The organism is Actinoplanes sp. NPDC049316 (genome assembly GCF_040677315.1).
Lineage (GTDB): Bacteria > Actinomycetota > Actinomycetes > Mycobacteriales > Micromonosporaceae > Actinoplanes.
Window position 1 is genome coordinate 273,617 of the sequence record NZ_JBFAQM010000008.1, and the last position, 21,768, is coordinate 295,384.

A 21,768-nucleotide genomic window follows, 5' to 3' on the forward strand; every position below is an offset into this window, starting at 1 on the left:
CCCGGCGCTACGGCGCCGGGCCGTTTCGTGTCAAGGCTCGTCCGTGCCGGCCGGCGCCGCTCCAGCCGGTGCGGACGCCCGCCCGACGGCCGCCTGACGCCCGCCTGACGCCCGCCCGACGGCGGCGATCGGGAGCCCGGCGGCGGCGGTCCACGCCCTTGCGGTTCTCAAGCCCGGCGACCACCTATGCCGCTGACGACTGCGCGGAGTTGCCGGGAGCCGGTAGGCATGAGGGCGTGACCGACTGGCGTGACGACCGCATCGGCTCCGCGCACCGCGGAGCGAACCCGACCGTGCTCGCCCGGCTGCCCGAGAGCTTCGCCGTCATCGGCGACGTGCAATGGCTGCCCGGCTACTGCGTCCTGCTCACCGACGATCCGGCGGTGACCCGGCTCAGCGACCTGCCCCGCGGCCGGCGGATGGCGTACCTGGAGAGCATGGACCGGCTGGGGTCCGCCGTGGAGCGGGCCTGCGCGGAGCTCGACCCGGGATTCCGCCGCATCAACCTGGAGATCCTCGGCAACGCCGACCCGTACCTGCACGCGCATGTCTGGCCCCGGTACGACTGGGAGCCGGCTGATCTGCGGCGCCGGCCGGTGTGGTCGTACCCGCGGGAGCGGTGGCGGGATCCGGCGTGGGCGTTGGGGCCGGCGCACGACACGCTCCGCGCAGCTGTCACCCGCCACCTGAGGGGGCTCTAAGGCAGGGCCGCTTGCCCGCGGCTGCGGCCGAAAGCGGGCAGGCCGCTTGCCCCGGGTCTGCGGCCGAAGCGGGCAGGCCGCTTGCCCCCGGGTCTGCGGCCGAAGCGGGTTTCTAAGGCAGGGCGGGATACCGGGGCGGATGATCGCCGGCCAGGACGAAGCGGTCCGCGTCGAAGTCGAGCGGCTCGACGAGCCCGTCCGTGACCAGCCCCGCGAGCGCGCGGGCCCGCTGCACGTCGTCCGCCCACACCGCGTCGAGCCGTTGCCGCGGCACCGGCCCCGTGGCGTGCCGGAGAACCTCCAGGAGCAGGCCGCGGACGTGGCGGTCGGTGCCGGCGTACTTCTGGGGGCGGCGGGTCGGGCCCGACGGCGCCGGGGCCCCGCTGCGGCGCCACGCGCAGATGCTCTCCAGCGGACATTCCGGGCAGCGCGGTGACCGTGCCGTACAGACGATCGCGCCCAGCTCCATGAACGCGATGCTCGCCTTCGCCGCCCGCGCCGGCTCCTCGGGGAGCAACTCGGCCGTCGCGGTGAGGTCGGCGGCGGTGGTCGTCGGGCCGGCGTCCGGATCGCCGGCCACCGCTCGGGCCACCACCCGGCGGACGTTGGTGTCCACGACCGGGTGACGCCGGCCGTACGCGAAGGTCGCCACCGCCCGCGCTGTGTACGTACCCACCCCGGGCAGCGCGAGCAGCTGGTCGAGGTCGTCCGGCACCCGCCCGCCGTGCCGCTCCACGATCGCCACCGCGCAGGCGTGCAGGCGCATCGCGCGGCGGGGGTAGCCCAGCCGCCCCCACATCCGGATCGCCTCGGACGGGGGATCCTGCGCCAGGTCCGCCGGGGTGGGCCAGCGGGTCATCCAGGCGTGCCAGGCCGGCTCGACCCGGACGACCGGGGTCTGCTGAAGCATCACCTCGCTCACCAGCACGGCCCACGGGGTGGTCCCGGGCACCCGCCAGGGCAGGTCGCGGGCGTTGTCGTCGTACCACTGGATGGCTGAGTCGGCGAGCGTCATAACCGGGCAAGCTTAAGATGCCGGGGTGAACGAGCTCGCCATCACCGTCATCGGTCCCGACCGGACCGGCATCATCGCGGACGTCTCGGCCGCCCTCGCCGGGGTCGGCGCCAACCTGTCGGACTCGACGATGACCCGGTTGCGCGGGCATTTCGCGATGACCCTGATCTGCACCGGCCCCACCGCGGAGGACGTCGAGAAGGCGCTCGAGCCGCTCAGCGACCTGCTCGCCACCGTACGCACGGTCGAGCCCGAGGCGGACGGCGCGGCCGGCGGCGAGCCGTACCTGGTGAGCGTGCACGGCGCGGACCGGCTGGGGATCGTCGCCGCGGTGACCCGGGTCGTCGCCGCGGCCGGCGGCAACATCACCGACCTCACCACCCGGCTCACCGGCCCCCTGTACGTCCTGATCGCCGAGGTGGACCTGCCGCCGGGCGCCGCGGACGGTCTCGCCGCACGCCTCGCCGAGGCCGCCGACGAGCTGGGCGTCGAGGTCACCCTGCGCCGCGCCGAATCGGACGTGCTGTGAGCGACGCGCTGGCCGACTGGAAGCCCGACGTCCTCGGCGTCGAGGGCCGGGTGCTCCCGGTGGTGACCGCACCGGCGGCCGTGCTGAGCCGCGAGGGTGCCGAGGTCGACCCGGCGGACCCGGAGATCGTGCAGCTCGCCGCGGATCTGGTCGCCACGATGCGGGTGTCGCCGGGCTGCGTCGGGCTCGCCGCGCCGCAGGTCGGCGTCGGCGCGCAGGTCTTCGTCGTGGACGTCACCCAGCACCCGAAGACCGCCACGTCGCACGGCACCTTCGTGCTGTGCAACGCCCGCGTGGTGGAGGCCAGCCGGTGGCGGCCCGGCCGGGAAGGCTGCATGTCCGTTCCGGACCTGACCGGAGACGTGAAACGCGCCGGCCGCGTCGTGGTCGAGGGCGCGCTCCCGGGTACGGGGGAAGCCGTGCGACTGACCACGGACGCCTTCGAGGCGCGCGCGTTGCAACACGAGATCGACCACTGCGCCGGCAAACTCTTTCTCGACCGGGTCGCCGGGGCGCACGCCGTGTACCAGCGCAAGGTCTATCTCTAACGATCAGTAAACGAGCGGGTGTCGCATAACCGGCGCGTCGCGCCCGCTTCCGTGCGGTTGCGGCGATACGGTGCTCCCATCATGCGTACGACGGTCGGTCCCCTTCCCGCCGCCGTGTACTGGCGGCGTCGCGCAGTGGTGCTCGGTGCCCTCCTGCTCGGCGTCATCGTGCTGTTCGTGTCCTGCTCCGGCGGCGACGACGACGGCAAGAAGCGCGGTACCGGAGCGTCCACCCCGGCCCCGGTCTCGCTGCCGGCGAGCGCCACGCCGGAGGACGAGCCGTCCTTCGTCGACCCGGCCCCGGGCGCGGGCAACCCGTCGCTGCCGGACCCGGAGGATTTGCAGTCCGACGGCGTACCGGCGGGCACCGACGTCGAGGACGACCCGGACGGCACCAACGGCGGCACGAACACCAACGTGACGGTCCCGGCCGACGGCTCCTGCTCGGACGCCGAGATCTCGGTGACGCCCATCCCGGCGGCCACCACGGTGCGTCGCGGCGTCCCGCTCGAGATCCGTCTGAAGATCAAGAACGTGTCGGCCCGTACGTGCTCCCGCGACGTGGGCGCCGACCTGCAGGAGCTTTACATCGAGACCGGTGCGCAGAAGATCTGGTCCTCGGACACCTGCAGCAACGCCAAGGGCTCCGACGTCCGCCAGTTCCCGCCGAGCGGCGAGCGCGAGTACAAGGTGACCTGGAACGGCCGCCAGTCCAACCGTTGCTCGGCCGGCCTCGCCGCGGGCACCGCGCCGGCGGCCGGGCAGTACCAGATCCGCGCGCGGCTCGGCGCCAAGGTGAGCGATCCGGTCGCCATCACCGTCACCGCCTGACACCGCGAGACCTGTCGTACGGAGCCTCTAGGCTGCGTGCGTGTCGCAGCTTTCCGCCGGAATCCGCGCGCTGCCCGCGGCGCCTCCGGCCGGTCGGTTGGTCAAGGGCGATGAGGGGCACGACGACGAGCCGGCCATGTGGGTCAGCGACGGGCCGGTGACCGCCGAGCTGTGGTGCTCGCTGCGCGCCGCGCACGAGCGGAGCGGTTTGTGGCCGCTGCTGCTGAACCATTTGCGGGGTGAACCGCGTCGGCCGTGGGACGACGGCGAGCTGCGGCCGGGCGTCATGTCGTCGCCGGACGACTTCTACCCGGGCGCGTGGCGGCCGAGCACTTCGCCTTCTGCCCCGACAACGTGTGGCAGGGGGTGGGGACGCTCACCGCCTACGCGGACCAGCTGGTGAACGCCCCGATGTGGTCCCTCTGGTGGGACTGAGCGGGCTCAGACGTAGCGTTCCAGGATGGAGGCCTCGGCGAGCCGGGACAGCCCCTCGCGGACCCCGCGTGCCCGGGCGTCGCCCACGCCGTCGACCGCCTGGAGGTCCTCGACCGTCGCGCCGAGGAGGCGTTGGAGGCTGCCGAAGTGGTCGACCAGGCGTTCCACGATCTGGGCCGGGAGGCGGGGGACCTTGGCGAGCAGGCGGAAGCCGCGCGGGCTCACCGCCGCGTCGAGGGCGTCGGAGGCGCCGCCGTAGCCGATGGCCTTGGCGACCGCGACCAGGTCGATCATCTCCGTCGCGGTGAGCAGGTCGAGCTCGACCAGCGCCTCGTCGAGGGTGCGGGCCTTGCGGCCGGTGGGCAGGTAGTCGCGGATGACCAGGGTGCGGTCGGCGTCGACACCGGCCATGAGCTCGTCGAGCTGGAGGGCGAGCAGGCGGCCGTCGGTGCCCAGCTCGACCACGTAGCCGGAGATCTCGTCGGCGATGCGGCGGACCATCTCGAGGCGCTGGACCACGGCGACCGCGTCACGGACGGTGACCAGGTCCTCGATCTCCAGCGCGGACAGGGTGCCGGAGACCTCGTCGAGGCGCAGTTTGTAGCGCTCGAGGGTGGCCAGCGCCTGGTTGGCGCGGGAGAGGATCGCGGCGGAGTCGTCGAGGACGTGGCGCTGGCCGTTCACGTACAGGCCGATGATGCGCATGGACTGGCTCACCGAGATGACCGGGAAGCCGGACTGCTTGGCGACGCGCTCCGCGGTGCGGTGCCGGGTGCCGGACTCCTCGGACGGGATGCTCGGGTCGGGCATGAGGTGCACGGCCGCGCGCACGATGCGGGTGCCGTCGCTGGAGAGCACGACCGCACCGTCCATCTTGCACAGCTCGCGCAGCCGGGTCGCGGAGAACTCGACGTCGAGCGGGAAGCCGCCGGTGCAGATCCGTTCCACAACGTCGTCGTAGCCGAGCACGATGAGCGCGCCGGTGCGTCCGCGCAGGATGCGCTCCAGGCCGTCGCGCAGCGCGGTGCCGGGGGCCATGAGGGCGAGGTTGGCGCGCAGCGGGTCGCCGCTGACCCCGCCACCGCTCAGGCCGGGCGTCGTGGGGGTCATGGGGCGGGCCGCCGATCCGTTGATGCCGGGAGCAGCACCGTGGGCATGACGGTTGGCGGAGGCATCGCGGTCGAGCGGCACCTGTACATTCTACGGACTGTCATCCAGGTCAACGAGCCGCGGTGCAGCGGATGCTCCGTAGCGTGATCGTCGATCACGCTGCGTGCGCGCCGGGTGGGGGTGGTCGTCATTCCGCCGACGCCCGGGCGGCCCACTGCACGGCGGACTGCAGGTCTCCGACCTCGACGACGCGCATGCCCTTGGGCGCGCTGTCGCCTTCGCCGGGCCCGCAGCCGGGTGGCACGAGCGCGAAGCGGAATCCGAGCCGCGCCGCCTCCGCGAGCCTGCGGCCCGCCGCCCCGACCCGGCGCACCTCGCCGGTGAGCCCGACCTCGCCGATCGCCACCAGGTGCGGGGCCATCGCGAGGTTCAGCGCGCCGGAGGCCACGGCCAGGGCCATCGCCAGGTCGGCCGAGGGCTCGGTGACGCGGATGCCGCCGACCGTGGCCGCGAACACTTCGCGGTCGTGCAGCTTGATCTTCTCCATCCGGCGCTGCAGGACGGCCAGGACCATCGCCAGGCGGGCGCTGTCCAGACCCGAGACGGTACGCCGCGGCGAGCCCTGCACCTGCGCCCCGATGAGCGCCTGGACCTCGGTGACCATCGCGCGCCGGCCCTCCATCGCGACCGTGACGCAGGTGCCGGGGACCGGCTCGTTGTAGCGGGTCAGGAACAGCCCCGAGGGATCGGCCAGGCTGACGATGCCGGTCTCGTGCATCTCGAAACAGCCCACCTCGTCGGCGGCCCCAAACCGGTTCTTCACGCCGCGCACGAGCCGCAGGGACGAGTGCTTGTCACCCTCGAAGTGCAGCACCACGTCGACCAGGTGCTCCAGCACGCGCGGCCCCGCCACCGAGCCGTCCTTGGTGACGTGGCCGACGAGGACGGTCGCGATGCCGCGCTCCTTGGCCACGCTGACCAGGGCGGCCGTCACCGCGCGCACCTGGGTCACGCCGCCGGGGACGCCCTCGGTGCCCGGCGCCGAGATGGTCTGCACCGAGTCGATGATGAGCAGGCCGGGCTTGACCGCGTCGAGATGCCCGATGACCGCGCCGAGATCGCTCTCGGAGGCCAGGTAGAGCCGTTCGTGCAGGGCACCGAGCCGCTCGGCGCGGAGCCGGACCTGGCTGACCGACTCCTCACCGCTGACCACGAGCGACGGGGTGCCGGCGCCCGCCGCCCACTGCTGGGCGACGTCGAGCAACAACGTGGATTTGCCGACGCCGGGCTCACCGGCGAGCAGCACCACCGCGCCGGGCACGAGCCCGCCGCCGAGAACCCGGTCGAGCTCGCTGACGCCGCTGGGCACGGCCCGGGCCGGCGCCGCGCTGATCGTCGCGATCGGACGCGCGGGCTCGGACGGCAACCGCGAGCTGACCACACGGCCGGAGACCACCGGACCGGTCAGGGTGGACTCGACGATCGAGCCCCACTCGTTGCACTCCGGACAGCGCCCCAGCCACTTGGGCGGCTGGTGCCCGCAGGCGTCGCACTGATAGGCGGGGCGGGGTTCCGCCCGGGTCCGCGATGTCGTCACACCGCAACGCTAGCCGGGCGGTGTGACAAAGCCGCGTCCCCTACTCGTGCTCGCCGCCCATGTTCTCATTCGGGTTGCCCGGGGCCCGCGAGGCCGGGGACTGCGGGACGCTGACCGGTGCCTGCACCGTGAGCGGCGCGGCGCCGTTGCTGAACTCGAAGACCAGGTTGATCGAGTTGCCCGGCATGAGCTTGCCGGTGAGGCCGACGGCGGTCAGCTGCTCGGCGTCGCCCGGCAGGAAGGTGGCGGAGCCGAGCGGCCCGATCTCGATCCGCGCCGGGCGGACCGCTGCCTCTGACGGGGTGGCCGCCGGGGACGCCGACTCACCCGGGGACGGGTTGGTGCTCGCGTCCGGGCTCGGGAGCTGGTCGCTGTTCTGGTCGTCCTCGGTGCCGGACGGCCGGCTGCCGGACGGCTCCGGGATGGCCGAGCCCGGCGCCGACGGGGTGGCCGCGCCGCCACCGACCAGGCCGATCTGCCGGGCGGACACGATGCCCTGGCTCTCGGTGGCGCCGGAATACGGCTGGCTGCTGACCAGGACCGTGATCGGCTCCCGGGTCTGGTTGAAGATCCCGACCTCGAGCGGCGCGTCCTCGCCGGCGGCGTACCCCTCGACGCCGGGGTACTGCACCGAGAGGTTGCGGATGAAGACGCTGCGGTCGGCGTTGTCGACGTTGACGCCGGCGTTGGAGGGCCTCTTGAGGGCTGTCTCAGCGACCTGCCCGGCGCTGCAGGCGGCGAGCGCGACCGCGGCCACCGTGGCGACACCCGTGGCCAGAACGGCGCGGCGGGTTCCCAGCGAGCGCATCACAGTCCTCCAAGTAAATCGAGAATCCTCCGCCGATCAGCCTAGAGGTCCGGGATCCGGCGCGTGCGCCGACCCGTCCATCTCGAAGCCGCCCTCAGACCACCCGCCCGCTGAAGACCAGCAATACGACGTCGATCAGCGCCACGACGATGACGGAACGGAACATCGCCACCTGCCTCGTACCCCGTTTCAGCGCCTTCTTTCCCGCGTACCAGCCGGAAGGAAGGACCACGACGGCGGCCGCGGCGGCGACGACGCCGGGCCAGGCCGGCCGGCCGGCCGGTCCGAGGACCAGGGTGAGGGTCGCGGCGAGCAGGAGACTGCCGGCCGCCACCTGCGACCAGGCCGCGCCGAGCCGGTGCGGAAGGCCGACCACGCCGGTCGCGGCGTCGTCGGCGAGGTCGGGCAGGACGTTGGCGAAGTGCGCGCCGCCGCCGAGCAACGCGCCGGCGGCCACCAGCCACGCCGGCGGCCACGGATGGCCCGGCAGCGCGAGCACCACGAACGCCGGCATCAGCCCGAACGCCACCAGGTACGGCACGACCGACAGCGGCGTGGACTTCAGCGGCCAGTCGTAGAGCAGGGCGAAGACGCCGACGATCGTGATGCACAGCGTCGCCGCCGGGCCGAACGGCAGCCCCAGCACCGGCACCGCCAGCGAGGCGATCAGACCCGAGACGCCGACCGTACGCCGGGAGACGGCCCCCGACACCACGGGCTTGTCCGTCCGTCCCGTGACCCGGTCCCGGTCGGCGTCGAGCCAGTCGTTCACCCATCCCACCGACAGCTGGGTCGCACCGATCGCGGCCGTCACCCCGAGGACGCCCCAGGCGCTGTGACCGACGCCGACGGCGAGCAGAGCCATGGCGAGCGTCACAGCGGCACCGGGTTCAGGGTGCGATGCCTTCAGGAGGGCGATGGGACGGAACATGAGAGCAGTGTGGTGGTTGGGGCCTGCGCGTGCCACGCTCGATCACATGCCGTCGCTCCCGCGCAACGATCCGCGTCAGTACGACGACTTGGCCGGCGAATGGTGGCGCCCCGGCGGCGAGTTCGAGGTGCTGCACTGGCTGGCCGAAGCCCGCGCCGCCCTCGTGCCGCCCGCGCCTCGGCCGGGCGCGGTGCTCGTGGACGCCGGGTGCGGCGGCGGCCTGCTCACCCCGCACGTCGAGTCGCTGGGCTACTGGCATGTCGGCATCGACCTGCGCCGCTCCGGCCTCGAGCAGGCGGCAGCGCGCGGCGTCGCCGCCGTGGTCGCGGACGTCGCGGCGCTGCCCCTGGCGAGCGAGTCGGCGGACGTGGTGGTGGCCGGGGAGATCCTGGAGCACGTGCCCGACATGCCGGCCACGGTCGCGGAGCTGTGCCGGGTGCTGCGTCCCGGCGGCCTGCTCGTGCTGGACACCATCAACGCCACCCGGATGGGCCGGTTCGTGTCGATCACGCTCGGCGAACGGTTCGGCGCCGCGCCGGTGGGCATCCATGATCCGGAGCTGTTCGTCGATCCCGGGGAGCTGACGGCCCACTGCGCCAAGAACGGCGTGCGCCTCAAGGTCCGTGGAATCCGTCCCAGCGTGCCGGGCCTGATCCGCTGGCTCTTCCTGCCGCCGGGTCCGCGGGCGAGCCGGCTCGGCCACCTGGGCCGGATGGTGCCGACCCGCTCGACGCAGGTGCTCTACCAGGGCATGGGCCGCAAATCAGACTAGGGGAGACGCCATGACAGTCGACGAGGCCCGGCGGTTGGCCCCCAGGTTCGCAGCCCGGGCCGCCGCGCACGACCGGGACGGATCGTTCCCCGCCGACGACTTCGCCGACCTGCGCCGTTCCGGGTTGTTCGGGTTGATGGCGCCACAGCGGCTCGGCGGGAAGGGCGCGGGCTTCGCCGACTACGCGGCGGTCGCATACGAGCTGGCGCGCGGCAACGGCGCGACGGCCCTCATCTTCAACATGCACGCTTCGGTCACCGGCGCCCTCAGCGGCGTGACGGACGAGCTCGCCGACGCGCTGGGGCTGCCGCCGGGCGCGCTCGAGGCCCGTGACCGCTACCTGCGCGACGCCGCCGACGGCAAGTGGTACGCCGTCGCCATGAGCGAGCGGGGCGCGGGCTCACGGCTCTCGCAGATGTCGACCACGTACGAGCGGACGCCCGACGGCTTCCACATCAAGGGCGCCAAGACGTTCTGCTCGGGCGCCGGCCACGCGGACGCGTACCTGGTGGCGGCGCGCAGCGCGGCGGATCCGTCGCAGGTCTCGCAGTTTCTGGTGCCGGCCGGTGACGGGCTGACGGTCGAGCCCACCTGGGACGCGCTCGGCATGCGGGCCACCGGCTCGCACGATCTGCACGTCGACGTGACCGTGCCCGAGGGCGCGCTGCTGGGCGGCGTGGAGGGCCTGGCGCTCGTCGTCGCGCAGCTCGCTCCGCACTGGATGGTGGCCAGCTACGCGGCCGTCTACGTCGGCGTCGCGCGAGCGGCCGTGGATGCCGCCGTCGAGCACGTCAACGCCCGCAAGCTGGGGCACCTGCCGGCCGTACGGGCCCGCATCGGCCGTGCCGACGCCGCCGTGGCCGCCGCCCACCTGACCGTCATGGAGGCCGCGCGCCGGGTGGACGAGCAGCCCGGCGACACCGAGACCAACCGCTGGGTGTGGCGGGCGAAGCTGACCGCCGGCACCACTGCGGCCGAGGTCGCCGCCTCGATGCTGGAGGCGGCGGGCACCTCGGCCATGCGCCGCGGCCATCCCCTGGAGCGCCTCTACCGCGACGCGCGGGCCGGCTCCCTGCAGCCCGCGACCTCCGACGTCTGCGCGGACTGGCTCGGCGTCGAGGCGCTCGGCGGCGACCCGGATTCGGAAGGCACCGCCCCACGTTGGTGATCGGCCTGCGCGGGTATCAAGGGGGTCGGCCTGGGGAGGCACAAGTGCACAAGAACGGTCAGGCGGCGATTGCCGGTCTCGGCGTCGCCCTGCCGCCGAAAGCGGCGCAGGACGACCTGTGGGAGGGCTACTTCGCCCGGCACTACGCGGCGGGCGGCCGCCGGGGCCTCGCCAAGCGGATCTTCGCGAACTCGGGCGTGCGGACCCGGCAGGCCGCGGTGAGCCCGCTGCTGGAGGACGTGTCGGCCTGGTCGACCGAGCGCCGGATGCGCCGCTACCAGGTCGAGGCCGTGCCGCTGGGCAAGGAGGCGGTGAGCCGGGCGCTCACCGACGCCGGCGTCGCGGCCGACGAGATCGGCCTGTTCGCCGTCTGCTCCTGCACCGGGTACGCAACCCCCGGGCTGGACATCCTGCTCGCCCGGGACATGGGCATGTCCGCGCAGCTCCAGCGCCTCTTCGTCGGCCACATGGGCTGTTACGCCGCACTGCCGGGCCTGGGCACGGCGGCCGACTTCGTGGCCGCCCGCGGCCGGCCGGCCCTGCTGCTCTGCGCCGAGCTGACCAGCCTGCACCTGCAGCCGCCGGACACCCGGGTGGACATCCAGCAGATCGTCTCGCACGCGCTCTTCTCGGACGCCTCGGCCGCCGTCGTGCTCACTCCGGGTTCCGATTCCGGGTACGGGGTCAGCGACGTGGCCGCCCTCACGGACACCACCACGGCCGGCCACATGACCTGGGACGTCACGGATCTGGGCTTCCGTATGGGTCTGTCCCCGCAGGTGCCCGATGTGCTGTCGGTGCACGTACGCCGCCTCGTGGACGAGCTGCTGGGCCGCAACGGGCTGACCGTCGGCGACGTGGACGGCTGGGCGATCCACCCCGGCGGCCCCAAGATCCTTGACGTGGTGCAGGAGCGGCTGGGGCTCACCGACGAGCACCTGGCGGCGTCGCGGGAGGTGCTGTCGACGTACGGGAACTGCTCGTCGCCGACGGTCCTGCTGGCGCTGGAGGAGTTGCGCCGCCGCCCCGAGCCGCCCCGCCGCGTGGTCATGCTGGCCTTCGGCCCCGGCCTCACGCTGTACGGCGTCCTGCTGCAGGGGTTCTAGGCTGGGTCGGATGACACGGGAGCGGGCACAGGGCTGGACGTTGTACGCCCTCGCGCTCCTGCTCGCGCTGGCCGGCGGCTTCTGGTTCGTCCGTACGGCCCCCGACACCGGCGAGGCCGAAGGGATCGCCGCGGGCCGCCGTACGCTCGAAACCCTCCTGCCGGACGTCCCTCTGCAGGCGCAGGCCGAGACGCTCGTTCTCGGGGCCGGGGAGAACGAGGAGCGCAACAAGGCCGTCCGCAGCGGCTCCTATGCGATCGCCCTGGCCTGCGTTGGCGAGGGCCAGGTGCGGGTACGCCTGAGCACGACGTCGGAGGATTCCGGCCGTGCGGTGCGCTGCGCGCGCGAGCGGCCGGAGACGGTGGAGTTCACGGTCGCGCTGGCGGACGCCTTCTACATGGTGGTGTCGGCTGAGACGCAGGACACGTCCGTCTTCCGCTGGCGGTTGACCCGCTCCCGTTCTTACTGAGCGTCAGCCCGAGTTCCGTCACGCTGAGTCAGAGGCGGGCGAGGTCCGGCTGGAAGTCGGTGATCGACGCCGTACGCGGAATCTTGCGCACGATTTCCCCCGAACGGTTGACGAGCAGGACCGCCGCGGTGCCGTCCGGGGCGCCCAGGTCGAGGGTCGAGCGCAGCTCGCCGGTGGGGTCGCGCATGGCCCGGACCGTCTTGCCCTGGGCCTGGGGTGTCGTGTTGGTCGGCGGGATGAGCGCGGGCACCGCCGAGCCGGGACCGCTGACGACGGTCACGACGGTGGTGTCGGCGCGCACCGCGGAGGTCGTGGCCGCGACCAGCTCGCCGCACTCGCAGAGGTCGGTGAGGAGGATGACCGCCGGCAACTGCCCGTTCAGCGTGACCATCTGCCCGTCCGCACCCCTGAGCTCGAGCGCCGGGAGCACCTCCGCGCCGTCGTCGGTGGTGTTGGCCGTGCGCTGGGTGGCGGGCGGCCGGGACGGCCCCGGCCAGGCGGAGGCGAAGAGGCTGGCGATCGTCACGAGGATCGCCATCGAGATGATGAGCACCGGCGCGCGCAGGCCGGCGTTGCCGAGGTGGCGCAGCAGCCGGACGGCGGGCCGGTCCGTGAAGCGTTCCCAGCGGGTGGTGGGCCGGCGGTTGCGGCGCAGCTCGGCCTGGACGGCCGTGACCTCGTCGGACAGCTCCGAGAGGTCGTCCGGGACGACGATGACGCCCCACTCCTCGGGCAGGCCGGGCAGGCCGTCGGCGGACCCGCCGTCGCCTGGCCAGATGCCGCCGTTGTCGCTCAAACTGCCCACGCCTCGCCCTCCCCTCTGCGCAGAGTCTCACGTGCTGCGGGGACCTGCGTCCAGCCTCCCCCAAGCAGTGGCTCGCCCGCCAGTGGTCGGGCTGCCGGGTCGCTAGCGATAAGCTTGACCTCGCAAAACCGCCAGGACCGGAATTTCCGACTCGTTGGGTCGAGTGGTCACCGTGTCATCACTCTGGGTTACTGAGGCAGCTCTTCGCTCGCATGTCAAGCGGTAGAAAGACGGCTCACAGGCCCTCTGAGCTGCACTAACAGTCACGGCCAGGGTGGGACATCGCTGCCTGAGCGTGTTACCCTAGACACAGCGAAAGGGGTTTCGAACCTATGGTTTTCAGTGTCGGCGAGACCGTTGTTTACCCCCACCACGGGGCCGCACTCATCGAGGCAATCGAGACTAGGACTATCAAGGGCGTCGAGAAGCAGTATCTCGTCCTCCGTGTCGCCCAGGGCGACCTGACGGTCCGGGTGCCCGCTGAGAACGCCGAGATCGTCGGCGTGCGCGAAGTGGTCGGCGAGGAAGGCCTGGGCAAGGTCTTCGACGTCCTCCGCGCTCCGCACACCGAGGAGCCGACCAACTGGTCGCGGCGTTACAAGGCCAATCTCGAGAAGCTCGCCTCCGGCAACCCGCTCAAGGTCGCCGAAGTTGTTCGTGACCTCTGGCGTCGCGAGCGTGAGCGTGGTCTCTCGGCCGGGGAGAAGCGCATGCTCGCCAAGGCCCGCGACATCCTCGTCGGCGAGGTGGCCCTCGCCGAGAAGAGCACCAAGGACGAGGCGGAAGTCCTCCTCGACAAGGTGCTCACCGAGGCCTGACGTCTTCCACCACCTCTCCAGCACCATCAGCGAACCGAGGACCGCGACGTGACCGCGCAGCTCAATGCTCGCGGTGACGTCGCGGTCCTTGTTCCTGCGGCGGGTTCCGGCGTACGGCTCGGCCCGGGGGCGCCGAAGGCCCTGCGCCTGCTCGCCGGTGAACCCCTCCTCGTGCACGCGGTCCGCCGGGTGGCCGCCGCCCCCTCGGTCCGCATGATCGTCGTCGCCGCGCCGGCCGCCGAGGTCGAAGCCGTACGCGAGCTGCTTGCCCCGGTCGCCCCGGTCGTCGTGGTGGCGGGCGGCGCCGAGCGGCAGGACTCCGTCGCGGCGATGCTCGCGGCCGTACCGGCGGCGGTGGGGATCGTGCTCGTGCACGATGCGGCCCGCGCGCTGACACCGCCCGAGCTCGTGGAGTCGGTCGCGGCGGCGGTCCGCGACGGCAGCCCCGCGGTGATCCCGGTGCTGCCGGTCGTCGACACGATCAAAGAGGTCGCCCCCGGCGAGCCGGTGCGGGACACGATCGCATCTGTCAACCTGGGCGAGCCGGTGCGCGACACGATCGGATCGGTCGGGGCGCGCGAGACGGTTCTCGGCACCGTTGATCGGTCTGTGCTGCGGAGTGTGCAGACGCCGCAGGGCTTCCGGCATGACGTGCTCGCCGCCGCGCACCGGGCCGGGCTCGACGCGCACACCGACGACGCCGGCATGGTCGAGAAGACCGGGACGCCGGTGGTGTGCGTACCGGGCTCCGACTACGCCATGAAGATCACTCGGCCGCTGGACCTGATCATCGCCGAGGCGCTGCTCCGCGTAGCCTGACCGCCGTGGACCAGCGCATCGGCATCGGCACGGACGTACACGCCTTCGACCCCACCCGGGTGTGCTGGGTGGCGGGCCTGATGTGGCCGGGTGAGCCGGGGCTGGCCGGTCACTCCGACGCCGACGTCGCCGCGCACGCCGCCTGCGACGCCCTCTTCAGCGCCGCCGGCCTGGGCGATCTGGGCAGCAACTTCGGCACCTCCGCTCCCGAGTGGGCCGGTGCCGCCGGGGTCGCCTTGCTGGGCGAGGCAGCCACCCGGGTGCGCGCCGCCGGATGGGCGATCGGGAACGTCGCGATCCAGGTCATCGGGAACAAGCCGAAGATCGGCAGACGCCGCGACGAGGCGCAGCAGGTGCTCTCGGCGGCGGCCGGCGCGCCCGTCACCGTCTCCGGCACCACCACCGACGGCCTCGGGCTCACCGGCCGCGGCGAAGGGCTCGCCGCGATCGCCACCGCGTTGATCCACCGCCCGGCAGCCGGCTGAGCGGGCCGGAAGCCGGATCAGCGCGGCCGACGCGGGCCGGAAGCCGGATCAGCGCGGCCGACGCGGGCCGGGCCGAAGATCGACCAGCGCGGTCGTCGCCTTCCGCAGCGGGACGTGGGGAGCGGTCGTCCGCAGCCGAAAGTGACCAGCGCGGTCGTCGCCTTCCGCAGCGGGCGTGGAGAGCTGTCGCCCGCAGCCGGAGTGACCGGCGTGATCGGCGGCGTGGTCGTCCCGCGGCGGGGGCCGGGAGGCCGCGCGATCGTCCCGGGCCGGGTGATCACGCGGCGGACGGCCTACGCTCGACGGGTGTCGAGCGAGCCCACCTCCCAGTCCGAGCCCGAGACGACCCCCGAGGAGTACCGCCAGCGGGCCCTCCTGATGGCCGATCTGGGCCGGTACGACGAGGCCGCCGCGGACATCGCCGCCGGGCTGGCGGCCGCGCCCGCCGATGCCGGGCTGCTGACGACGCTGGCCCGGTTGCACGTCGCCGCGGGGCAGCCGGTGGACGCGCTCGCGGCGGCGGACCGGGCGGTCGCCGCCGCTCCCGGGGTGATCGAGCCGCTCGTCGTGCGGGCCATGGCGCTGACCGACGACCGCCGCTACGGCGAGGCGGCGCAGGTGGCGGGGGAGATCCTCACCCGCTGGCCGGAGGAGGCGTTCGCGCAGCGTACGGGGGCCGCCCTGCTCAGCGAGTCGCGGAACGGCCAGGCGGCGCTGAACGCGGCGTGGAACGGCGTACGGCTGGCGCCCCGCGACGCCGAGGCGCACCTCGTGCTCGCCGTGGTCGCGGCGCGGCTGCGGCTGTTCGACCTGGCGCAGCGCGGGTACAGCGAGGCGCTGGATCTGGACCCGGCCATCGGCGACGCCCAGCGCGAGGTCGGCCTGGTGCGGCTGGAACGGCGCCGGTGGGCGCTGGCCCTGGAGGCGCTGGCGGACGAGGCGACGCTGCCGCCGCCGGGTTCGCAGACGGCAGGCGAAGGGTCCGATCCGGCGACGACCGATCAGCCGGGTGCCGACACCGCTGCACGTGCCTACGCCGCAGAGCCGGTGGAGGTGACCCGGCCGGTCGGCCCGGTGCTGGATCGCTCCGGTGTCACGATCGACGCGCTGCGGCAGGCGGTCCTCTTCGGCGCCAACGGCGTGATGATCGCGGCGGTGCTGAGCGCGGTGATGACGCTGTCCAGCTCGGGTGTCGCGCGGATGTGGGCCGGCGTGATCGGCGCGGTGCTGCTGGTCGGCGTCACCGCCTGGCTGACCCGGCAGGTACGCCCGGAGCCGCTGGGCGCGGTGCTGCACCGAGCCCGTACGGCCGTGCCGAGGGTGACCCTCGCGGTGTACGCCTCCGCCCTGGCCCCCGTCGTGCTCGTCCTGTACGCGGTGATCGGCGGGCTGGCGCCCCTGGTGGCGGCGATGGTGCTGGCGGCCGTCGCCGAGCTGCTGGTGCTGACCCAGCGGTCCTAACCGACGTTCTCGACGGCCACCGCGGGCACCGCCGTGGTGGGTACGAGGCTGCGCATGGTCGCGCGCAGGCGTTCCTCTGCGCCCGGGTGGTGTCCCAGCTCGTCCAGGGCCAGCAGGGCCGCGCCCACCGCGGGCGGCGCGTCCAGCACGCTGATCTCGGCCAGCGGCGCCTGGGCGTGCGCGCCCGCCACCACCTGGTCGTGCAGCACGCGATGCCGGGCACGCAGCACGCCGCCGCCCAGGACGAGCGCATGCCGTACGCCGAGCAGCCCGAGCCGGCCGGCCGCCACCCGGTGCTGGACCAGGATCTCCTCGGCCTGCCGCCGGACGAGCCCGTTCGCGACGGCGTCGCCGGCGGTCGCCGCGGCGAACAGCAGCGGCGTGAGCTCGCGGATCCGTACCGGTTCGATCTCGCCGAGGTGCAGGCCGATGCTCACCTGCTCGACGGTCGGCCGGTCGAAGTGGGCGGCGACCGCGGTGGACAGGGTGGTCGGCTCGCCGCGGCCGTCCTCGCCCCGCGCGGCCAGGCGCAGGGTGTGCTCGGCCAGGTCGTGGCCGCCGCCCCAGTCGCCGGAGATCGGGCCGAGGGCCACGAAGCGGGCCGTACGGCCGTCCGCGGCCCGTCCCACGCAGTTGGTGCCGGCGCCGCAGACGACCGCCACCGCGTCGGGCATCGACGTGCCCGCACGCAGCAGCGCGAAGCAGTCGTTGTCCACGAGCGTGGTCCGGCTCCAGGCGCGCGCCGAGATGGCCGCGTGCAGCCGTTCGACCTCGACGGGCAGGTCCGCTCCGGCCAGGTAGACCGCCGCCACGTCGATCGCGGCGGTGGGTGCCAGGCCGGCTTCCGCGCGTACGGCGGTGATCAGGTCGTCGAGGACGCGCAGCGTGCCGGTGAGCCCGACGGTGTGCGGCGAGGAGGTCGGGCCGCGGACGAAGCCGAGCACGTGGCCGTCCGCCGTGCCGAGGACGACGTCGGTCTTGGAGTTGCCGCCGTCCACGGCGAGGTAGAGCCCGCTCATCGAGCCCAGGCCAGGTGCCGGGCACCTGCGGCGAGCAGCTCGTCGGTCAGCGTCTCCGCCCGCTCGTGCTGGGCGATCAGCGGGTGGGCCAGCAACGCGCGGTACACCCGGTTCCGCCCACCGCGCAGGGCGGCGTCGAGCGCCAGTTCCTCGTACCCGGAGACGTGCGCGACCAGTCCGGCCAGGTCGGGCGCGAGCGGGGCGACCGGCAGCGGCGCCGGGCCGTCGTGGCCCGCCCGGGCGGAGACCTCGATGACCGCCCGGTCGTCGAGGAACGGCAGCGTGCCGTTGTTGCGGACGTTGACCGAGTGCACGCCGTCGGGGTCGTGGCCGTGCAGCGCCGCGATCAGCCCGACGGCCGCCTCGGAGTAGTACGCGCCGCCGCGCTCGCCCAGCAAGGCGGGCTTCTCCTCCAGCGCCGGATCGCGGTACATCTCCAGCAGTGTCGCTTCGATCTCGGCGACCCGCTGTCCCCGCGTGGGGGCGCCGGCCGCGGCCCGTACGTGCTGGTCGTGCGCGTAGAAGTAGCTGAGGTAGTAGGACGGCACGTTGCCGAGTGTCGTCAGCACCGCGGGATCCAGCTCCACCTCGGCGGCGAGCTCGGGTAGATGGTCGCGCAACAGCCCGGGCAACCGGTCCACACCGTCCACATAGGCGGCGCGTTCCCAGGTGAGATGGTTCAGGCCGACGTGGTCGAGGAGCACGGCCGACGGGTCGACGCCGAGCAGGGCGGCGAACCGGCGCTGGAACCCGATCGCCACGTTGCACAGCCCGACCGCCTTGTGCCCGGCGTCGAGCAGCGCGCGGGTCACGATGCCGACCGGGTTGGTGAAGTCGACGATCCAGGCGCCCGGCTTGGCGCGCGCCCGGATGCGCTCGGCGACGTCGAGCACAACGGGGACCGTACGCAAGGCCTTGGCCAGCCCGCCCGCCCCCGTGGTCTCCTGGCCCACGCAGCCGCAGCTCAGCGGGAAGGTCTCGTCGCTGATCCGGGCGGCCTGCCCGCCGACCCGCAGCTGGATCACCGCGGCGTCGGCGTCGGTGACGCCGGCGTCCAGGTCGGTGGTCCAGGTGACCTTCCCGGGGTGGCCGTGGTGCCGGAAGATCCGGGCGGCGAACCCGCCGACCACGTCGAGCCGGTCCGCCGCCGGGTCGATGAGCACCAGCTCGGAGACGGTCCCGCCGAGCCGGGCGAACCCGTCCACCAGCTCCGGCGTGTACGTGGAACCGCCGCCGACGACAGCGATCTTCATCCTTTGACCCCCGTGAGCGTGACGCCCTGGACGAATGCCTTCTGGGCGAAGAAGAACACGACGACGATCGGCGTCATGGCCAGCACCGTGGCGGCGGTGACGAGGTTCCAGTCGACGTGGTGGACACCGTGGAACGACGCGAGGCCCAGCGACAGCGTCCACGAGCGCTCGTTCTCGCTGGTGTAGAGCAGCGGGCCGTAGTAGTCGTTCCAGGAGTAGAAGAACTGGAACAGCGCGGCGGCGGCGATGCCCGGCCGGGCCATCGGCAGCACGACCCGGATGAGGGTCTTCCACTCGCCGCAGCCGTCGACGCGGGCCGCGTCCAGGTACTCGGACGGGATGGTCAGCAGGAATTGGCGCAGCAGGAAGATGCAGAACGCGTCGCCGAAGAGCATCGGGACGATCAGCGGGGTCAGCGAGCCGGTGAGGCCGTACCGGGCCCACATCAGGTAGAGCGGGACGGTCACGACCTGCGGCGGCAGCATCATCACGCAGATCACGGTCAGGAAGAGCGCGTTGCGGCCGCGGAACGGCAGCTTCGCGAGGGCGTACGCGGCCGGCACGCTCGACAGCAGCATGAACGCGGTGGCGAGCACGGCGTAGATCACGGTGTTGAGCAGGTAGCGCGGCAGCGGGGTGACCTGGAAGACGCGTACGTAGTTCTCGAAGTGCCACGTGTTCGGCCAGTAGTCGCTGGTGAGCGCCTGGTCGCTGGTCATGACGGAGATCAGGAACAGGTACGCCACCGGGGTCAGGAACATGATGGCCAGCACGATGGCGAGGCTGTGCCGCGCGATCCAGGTGAGCCGGTTCTGGCGGCGTACCTGTCGGTCGGTGGGCACGGCCGTGCGCGGCGGCCGTTCCAGCAGGGTGGTCATCGGTCCTCCCCGGAGAAGGCCTTGGAGCGGCGGAGCAGGATCACCGTCACGGCGAGGGCGACCACGAACAGTGCGATGGCCATGGCGTTGGCGTAGCCGAGGGCGTTGTAGCGGAAGCCGACCGTGTAGAGCCAGAGCGGATAGGTGAAGGTGGCGCCCTCGGGGTAGCCGAAGGACGAGGAGATGCCGGCGCCGGTCACCGCCTGCCCGCTCGCGACCGAGCCGGCGACCGCGGCCTGGTCGAAGTACTGCAGCGTGTAGATGACGCCGGTGACCGCCGCGAAGAGGATCACCGGGCGGATCGTCGGCAGGGTCACGTAGCGGAAGCGGTGCCAGGCGTTGGCGCCGTCGAGGGACGCCGCCTCGTACAGGCTGGCGGGGACGCCGAGCACCGCCGCCAAGAAGATGATCATCAGGTCGCCGATGCCCCAGAGGCCGAGCAGCACCAGCGACGGCTTCGCCCACTGCGGGGAGTTGAACCACAGCGGGCCCTCGATGCCCAGGTGCTCCAGCATCGTGTTGACCGGCCCGGTGCCGGGCTTGAGCAGGTAGACGAAGGCGATCGTGGCGGCGACCGGGGGCGCCAGCGCCGGCAGGTAGAAGATCGTCCGGAAGAAGCCGGCCCCGCGCCGGAGCCGGGTGAGCAGCATCGACAGGCCGATCGCGCCGATGATGCGCGCCGGGACGAAGACCACGACCATCCACAGGGTGTTGCGCACCGACTGGAGCAGGAACGGGTCGTCGGCCATCCGGCGGTAGTTCGCCAGGCCGACCCACTGCGGCACGGTGAGCAGGTCGAACTTGGTGAAGGAGAAGTACACCGCGGACAGCAGCGGGTAGATGAAGAAGACCACGATCCCGATCAGCGCGGGGGCCGTGAAGGTCAGGGCGGTCAGGTTCCGGCGCAGCCCCATGGTCAGCCGCCCAGCGTCATCACGCTGTTGATCTGCTTGTCGGCGTCGGCGAGGCCGGCGTCGAGATCCTTGACCTTGCCGGACTGCCAGGCGGTCACGAACGTCCCGAACGTCTCCTGGTACGCCGGCCCGGACGCCGACGGCGGCGTGGTGGACGAGTTCGGGCTGGCGAAGATGTCCATGAACGTCTTGAACTCGGGCTGTGCCTCCAGCCCCGGGTCGCTGATCGCCTTCGTCGTCGTGGGCAGGTTCTTCAGCGAGTTCGCCAGCTTGACGATCGTCGCGTCGTTCGTGGTCAGGTACTTGATGAGTTCCCAGGCGGCCTCGGGGTTCTTGGCGTTCTTGGAGATGCCGACGATGTTGCCGGTGACGTAGCCGCCGCCGTACCGGGCCGGGTCGCTCACCGGGATCGGCGCGACCCCGTACGCCAGCTTCGGCGCCTGGTCCTTGAGGAAGGCGAGCCGGTACTCGGCGTCGATGTTGATCGCCACCCGGCCCTTCTGGAACGCGTTGTCCGCGCTGAACTCGTCGCCCAGCCCGGCCCGGAACGTGCGCAGGTCGTCGTAGCCGTACCAGTCGACCAGGTTCTTCTGCCAGGTCAGCAGCGTCTTCCAGGCCGGGTCGGCGCCGACCGCGGACTTGCCGTCGCCGGTCAGCCACTTCGCGCCGACGGCCGGTGCCAGGTGGGCCGCCGCGTTCTCGTAGAAGTCGAAGAGCGGCAGGAAGCCGACCGTCTTCAGCGAGCCGTCGGCGTTGCGGACGGTCAGCTTCTTGGCGTCCTCGGTGAGCTCGTCGAGGGTCTTCGGCGGCTGCGCGATGCCGGCCGCCGCGAACAGGCCCTTGTTGTAGAACATCCCGTACGCGTCCGCGAGGAACGGCATCGCGCAGCGCTTGCCGCCGTACTCCGTGTACTGCCGCGTCGTGGCGTTCAGCTGTCCGAGGTCGACGTTGTCGCGCTTGACGTACGGCGTCAGATCCACCCACGCGCCGGAGGAGCAGAACTTCCCGACGATGTCCGTGGAGTAGGACAGCCCGATGTCCGGCCCGTTGCCCGCGCCGATGGCCTGGGTCATCTTCGAGTCGTCCTGGCCCGGCTTCACGGTGACCTTGATCTTCGGGTGGCTGTTCTCGAAGTCCTTGATCACCGTGTCGATGGCGGCGGCCTCCCGCTCGGTGAAGAAGTGCCACAGCTCGACCGTGCCGGACACCTCCGTACCCGGGTCGGCGATCTTCTGTTCCTTGGCAGCCGGGGTGCAGCCGGCGGTCAGCAGCAGCGCCAGGGCGGCGGCCACGACC

General features: G+C 72.7%; 24 protein-coding genes. 13 read left to right on the forward strand and 11 right to left on the reverse strand.

The window, feature by feature from the left end:
• Nucleotides 1–236 precede the first annotated feature (236 nt).
• Complete coding sequence (locus tag AB0K03_RS15735; protein ID WP_364684761.1) at nucleotides 237–701, forward strand: diadenosine tetraphosphate hydrolase; 465 nt, start codon at nucleotides 237–239, stop codon at nucleotides 699–701.
• A gap of 112 nt (nucleotides 702–813) precedes the next feature.
• On the opposite strand, the gene AB0K03_RS15740 is transcribed toward AB0K03_RS15735, so the two are convergent.
• Entirely contained in the window at nucleotides 814–1,716 is a 903-nt protein-coding gene (locus AB0K03_RS15740; RefSeq protein WP_364684763.1) for an A/G-specific adenine glycosylase, read from the reverse strand.
• A gap of 25 nt (nucleotides 1,717–1,741) precedes the next feature.
• On the opposite strand from AB0K03_RS15740, the gene AB0K03_RS15745 reads away from it, so the two are divergent.
• The 4 genes from AB0K03_RS15745 (at nucleotide 1,742) to AB0K03_RS15760 (ending at nucleotide 4,059) form a co-directional block, all read left to right on the forward strand.
• Entirely contained in the window at nucleotides 1,742–2,245 is a 504-nt protein-coding gene (locus AB0K03_RS15745) for an ACT domain-containing protein (protein WP_364684765.1), read from the forward strand.
• Entirely contained in the window at nucleotides 2,242–2,793 is a 552-nt protein-coding gene (locus tag AB0K03_RS15750; RefSeq protein WP_364684767.1) for a peptide deformylase, read from the forward strand. Before AB0K03_RS15745 ends, AB0K03_RS15750 begins: the two co-directional genes overlap by 4 nt.
• Nucleotides 2,794–2,874: 81 nt before the next feature.
• A complete protein-coding gene (locus tag AB0K03_RS15755; protein WP_364684769.1) occupies nucleotides 2,875–3,624 on the forward strand; it encodes an adhesin in 750 nt (249 codons plus the stop codon).
• Between the two features lie 318 nt (nucleotides 3,625–3,942).
• Nucleotides 3,943–4,059 carry a DUF4253 domain-containing protein gene (locus tag AB0K03_RS15760; protein ID WP_364684771.1) on the forward strand — a complete coding sequence of 39 codons (117 nt, stop codon included), beginning with the start codon at nucleotides 3,943–3,945 and terminating at the stop codon, nucleotides 4,057–4,059.
• Nucleotides 4,060–4,065: 6 nt separating this feature from the next.
• Here the strand turns inward: AB0K03_RS15760 and disA are convergent, their stop codons facing one another.
• The 4 genes from disA to AB0K03_RS15780 form a co-directional block, all read right to left on the reverse strand.
• Nucleotides 4,066–5,169, reverse strand: a complete 1,104-nt coding sequence (gene disA, locus AB0K03_RS15765) for a DNA integrity scanning diadenylate cyclase DisA (protein WP_364684886.1) — start codon at nucleotides 5,167–5,169, stop codon at nucleotides 4,066–4,068.
• A gap of 187 nt (nucleotides 5,170–5,356) precedes the next feature.
• Entirely contained in the window at nucleotides 5,357–6,766 is a 1,410-nt protein-coding gene (radA, locus tag AB0K03_RS15770) for a DNA repair protein RadA (protein WP_364684773.1), read from the reverse strand.
• A 40-nt stretch (nucleotides 6,767–6,806) separates the two neighbouring features.
• Complete coding sequence (locus AB0K03_RS15775; RefSeq protein ID WP_364684775.1) at nucleotides 6,807–7,574, reverse strand: hypothetical protein; 768 nt, start codon at nucleotides 7,572–7,574, stop codon at nucleotides 6,807–6,809.
• Nucleotides 7,575–7,668: 94 nt separating this feature from the next.
• A complete protein-coding gene (locus AB0K03_RS15780; RefSeq protein ID WP_364684777.1) occupies nucleotides 7,669–8,505 on the reverse strand; it encodes a UbiA family prenyltransferase in 837 nt (278 codons plus the stop codon).
• A gap of 46 nt (nucleotides 8,506–8,551) precedes the next feature.
• Between AB0K03_RS15780 and AB0K03_RS15785 the strand changes: the two genes are divergently transcribed.
• From AB0K03_RS15785 to AB0K03_RS15800, 4 genes are read left to right on the forward strand one after another with little or no spacing between them, the layout of a single operon-like run.
• On the forward strand, nucleotides 8,552–9,277 hold the full coding sequence (locus AB0K03_RS15785; RefSeq protein ID WP_364684779.1) for a methyltransferase domain-containing protein: 726 nt from the start codon (nucleotides 8,552–8,554) through the stop codon (nucleotides 9,275–9,277).
• Between the two features lie 10 nt (nucleotides 9,278–9,287).
• On the forward strand, nucleotides 9,288–10,445 hold the full coding sequence (locus AB0K03_RS15790; protein WP_364684781.1) for an acyl-CoA dehydrogenase family protein: 1,158 nt from the start codon (nucleotides 9,288–9,290) through the stop codon (nucleotides 10,443–10,445).
• 44 nt (nucleotides 10,446–10,489) lie between these two features.
• On the forward strand, nucleotides 10,490–11,551 hold the full coding sequence (locus tag AB0K03_RS15795) for a type III polyketide synthase (RefSeq protein WP_364684783.1): 1,062 nt from the start codon (nucleotides 10,490–10,492) through the stop codon (nucleotides 11,549–11,551).
• A gap of 10 nt (nucleotides 11,552–11,561) precedes the next feature.
• A complete protein-coding gene (locus tag AB0K03_RS15800; RefSeq protein ID WP_364684785.1) occupies nucleotides 11,562–12,020 on the forward strand; it encodes a DUF6023 family protein in 459 nt (152 codons plus the stop codon).
• A 28-nt stretch (nucleotides 12,021–12,048) separates the two neighbouring features.
• Here AB0K03_RS15800 and AB0K03_RS15805 read toward each other — a convergent pair whose 3' ends face one another.
• Nucleotides 12,049–12,825: a hypothetical protein gene (locus AB0K03_RS15805; RefSeq protein ID WP_364684787.1), complete on the reverse strand. Its 777-nt coding sequence runs from the start codon at nucleotides 12,823–12,825 to the stop codon at nucleotides 12,049–12,051.
• Nucleotides 12,826–13,157: 332 nt separating this feature from the next.
• Here AB0K03_RS15805 and AB0K03_RS15810 point away from each other — a divergent pair, with 332 nt between their 5' ends.
• The 4 genes from AB0K03_RS15810 to AB0K03_RS15825 all read left to right on the forward strand — a co-directional run bounded on the left by AB0K03_RS15810 (nucleotide 13,158) and on the right by AB0K03_RS15825 (nucleotide 16,408).
• Complete coding sequence (locus AB0K03_RS15810) at nucleotides 13,158–13,643, forward strand: CarD family transcriptional regulator (RefSeq protein WP_041832964.1); 486 nt, start codon at nucleotides 13,158–13,160, stop codon at nucleotides 13,641–13,643.
• 48 nt (nucleotides 13,644–13,691) lie between these two features.
• The gene (locus AB0K03_RS15815) at nucleotides 13,692–14,462 is read left to right on the forward strand and encodes a 2-C-methyl-D-erythritol 4-phosphate cytidylyltransferase (protein WP_364684789.1); all 771 of its coding nucleotides are present in this window, start codon (nucleotides 13,692–13,694) and stop codon (nucleotides 14,460–14,462) included.
• Between the two features lie 5 nt (nucleotides 14,463–14,467).
• Nucleotides 14,468–14,947 carry a 2-C-methyl-D-erythritol 2,4-cyclodiphosphate synthase gene (ispF, locus tag AB0K03_RS15820; protein ID WP_364684791.1) on the forward strand — a complete coding sequence of 160 codons (480 nt, stop codon included), beginning with the start codon at nucleotides 14,468–14,470 and terminating at the stop codon, nucleotides 14,945–14,947.
• A gap of 306 nt (nucleotides 14,948–15,253) precedes the next feature.
• Nucleotides 15,254–16,408, forward strand: a complete 1,155-nt coding sequence (locus AB0K03_RS15825) for a hypothetical protein (protein WP_364684793.1) — start codon at nucleotides 15,254–15,256, stop codon at nucleotides 16,406–16,408.
• On the opposite strand, the gene AB0K03_RS15830 is transcribed toward AB0K03_RS15825, so the two are convergent.
• Genes AB0K03_RS15830 through AB0K03_RS15850 form a run of 5 tightly spaced genes read right to left on the reverse strand, consistent with a single transcriptional unit; the run spans nucleotide 16,405 to nucleotide 21,764 of the window.
• Nucleotides 16,405–17,427 carry a BadF/BadG/BcrA/BcrD ATPase family protein gene (locus AB0K03_RS15830; RefSeq protein WP_364684795.1) on the reverse strand — a complete coding sequence of 341 codons (1,023 nt, stop codon included), beginning with the start codon at nucleotides 17,425–17,427 and terminating at the stop codon, nucleotides 16,405–16,407. The two genes, AB0K03_RS15825 and AB0K03_RS15830, sit on opposite strands and share 4 nt — an antisense overlap.
• Nucleotides 17,424–18,680 (reverse strand): 6-phospho-beta-glucosidase, encoded by a 1,257-nt coding sequence (locus tag AB0K03_RS15835; RefSeq protein WP_364684797.1) that lies wholly within the window; start codon nucleotides 18,678–18,680, stop codon nucleotides 17,424–17,426. Before AB0K03_RS15835 ends, AB0K03_RS15830 begins: the two co-directional genes overlap by 4 nt.
• Entirely contained in the window at nucleotides 18,677–19,558 is an 882-nt protein-coding gene (locus tag AB0K03_RS15840; RefSeq protein WP_364684799.1) for a carbohydrate ABC transporter permease, read from the reverse strand. Before AB0K03_RS15840 ends, AB0K03_RS15835 begins: the two co-directional genes overlap by 4 nt.
• Complete coding sequence (locus AB0K03_RS15845; protein ID WP_364684801.1) at nucleotides 19,555–20,472, reverse strand: sugar ABC transporter permease; 918 nt, start codon at nucleotides 20,470–20,472, stop codon at nucleotides 19,555–19,557. Before AB0K03_RS15845 ends, AB0K03_RS15840 begins: the two co-directional genes overlap by 4 nt.
• 2 nt (nucleotides 20,473–20,474) lie before the next feature.
• Complete coding sequence (locus AB0K03_RS15850; RefSeq protein ID WP_364684803.1) at nucleotides 20,475–21,764, reverse strand: ABC transporter substrate-binding protein; 1,290 nt, start codon at nucleotides 21,762–21,764, stop codon at nucleotides 20,475–20,477.
• Nucleotides 21,765–21,768 lie beyond the last annotated feature (4 nt).

Bases quoted from the DNA above. Each gene is read 5' to 3' on its own strand.
- AB0K03_RS15740 (WP_364684763.1), bottom strand. From the start codon at position 1,716: ATGACGCTCGCCGACTCAGCCATCCAGTGGTACGACGACAACGCCCGC.
- AB0K03_RS15755 (WP_364684769.1), top strand. From the start codon at position 2,875: ATGCGTACGACGGTCGGTCCCCTTCCCGCCGCCGTGTACTGGCGGCGT.
- disA (WP_364684886.1), bottom strand. From the start codon at position 5,169: ATGACCCCCACGACGCCCGGCCTGAGCGGTGGCGGGGTCAGCGGCGAC.
- AB0K03_RS15775 (WP_364684775.1), bottom strand. From the start codon at position 7,574: ATGCGCTCGCTGGGAACCCGCCGCGCCGTTCTGGCCACGGGTGTCGCC.
- AB0K03_RS15780 (WP_364684777.1), bottom strand. From the start codon at position 8,505: ATGTTCCGTCCCATCGCCCTCCTGAAGGCATCGCACCCTGAACCCGGT.
- AB0K03_RS15785 (WP_364684779.1), top strand. From the start codon at position 8,552: ATGCCGTCGCTCCCGCGCAACGATCCGCGTCAGTACGACGACTTGGCC.
- AB0K03_RS15790 (WP_364684781.1), top strand. From the start codon at position 9,288: ATGACAGTCGACGAGGCCCGGCGGTTGGCCCCCAGGTTCGCAGCCCGG.
- AB0K03_RS15800 (WP_364684785.1), top strand. From the start codon at position 11,562: ATGACACGGGAGCGGGCACAGGGCTGGACGTTGTACGCCCTCGCGCTC.
- AB0K03_RS15810 (WP_041832964.1), top strand. From the start codon at position 13,158: ATGGTTTTCAGTGTCGGCGAGACCGTTGTTTACCCCCACCACGGGGCC.
- AB0K03_RS15830 (WP_364684795.1), bottom strand. From the start codon at position 17,427: ATGAGCGGGCTCTACCTCGCCGTGGACGGCGGCAACTCCAAGACCGAC.
- AB0K03_RS15835 (WP_364684797.1), bottom strand. From the start codon at position 18,680: ATGAAGATCGCTGTCGTCGGCGGCGGTTCCACGTACACGCCGGAGCTG.
- AB0K03_RS15840 (WP_364684799.1), bottom strand. From the start codon at position 19,558: ATGACCACCCTGCTGGAACGGCCGCCGCGCACGGCCGTGCCCACCGAC.
- AB0K03_RS15845 (WP_364684801.1), bottom strand. From the start codon at position 20,472: ATGGGGCTGCGCCGGAACCTGACCGCCCTGACCTTCACGGCCCCCGCG.